The following is an 848-nucleotide window of genomic DNA, read 5'->3' as shown; positions in this document are numbered from 1 at the left end:
TACTTTTTAAAGGGAACATCATCGACTCAAATCTCTATTTGCAACAGTGCCCTCTAATCTTAACTTCAATTAAATGCTCAAATAAAAGAGTAATTATAAATGAGTCCTTGCGATTTAAGTTATTCATCGTCTTTGTGATGATCATTATCTAATAGCTTACAAGTAAAAATTATTGCTAATATGACTAGGCTAGAAGAAATACCAGCATATAAGTTGGCTAAAGTTCCACCAAAAACAACAATATCTTCTAAAAACAAGATGACTATAACTATAATAGATACATGTAATATAATAACTTTTAGATCATGAAACTTATTAATTGATAGTGTCTTAAGAAAAGAACTATTGTCAAAAATAGCTTGTTGAATAAATAATTTATAAAAACCTGCTGAAATTAAATGAAATGTAATAGCAATTAACGAGACATCGAGGATTTTTAAAAATTTAACAACAACTATTTTTACTTCAAAATTAGTTGCATATATATTTTTTATAATAAAAATTATTGCATCAATTAGAAGATATATAGTTGATAAATATAAAAAAATAGAAGATATTATGCAATTTATAATAACTATAATAACTAAAAATCTACTCTTTTCAAAAAAATTTTGTAGCACTTGATAACATCCCTTAAAATGAGGCTTTGTTGCATAAATATGTAAGCATCTGATTTAAATAAATTTAATTTTGGATCAAAAAATAATCAAAACTTTTAAAATCATATAGTTATGAAATCTTTGTGCAACAAAGCCATTCAGAATTAACTATTTCAATAAGTTGTTTAGAATCTACTATTAACATTTTTATCCCCGAGAAGCAGATTGTATTAAAGCCCTATAAAGCTC

1 protein-coding gene is annotated in these 848 nt (G+C 24.5%); it reads right to left on the bottom strand.

Annotated elements, in window-relative coordinates; translation table 11 throughout:
* Positions 1 to 119: 119 nt before the first annotated feature.
* On the bottom strand, positions 120 to 620 hold the full coding sequence (locus DPG01_RS18460; RefSeq protein ID WP_110976010.1) for a YqhA family protein: 501 nt from the start codon (positions 618 to 620) through the stop codon (positions 120 to 122).
* Positions 621 to 848: the final 228 nt, after the last annotated feature.

Source organism: Acinetobacter sp. WCHAc060042 (assembly GCF_003231195.1).
Lineage (GTDB): Bacteria > Pseudomonadota > Gammaproteobacteria > Pseudomonadales > Moraxellaceae > Acinetobacter.
This window is presented reverse-complemented; position numbering and strand designations above follow the sequence as displayed.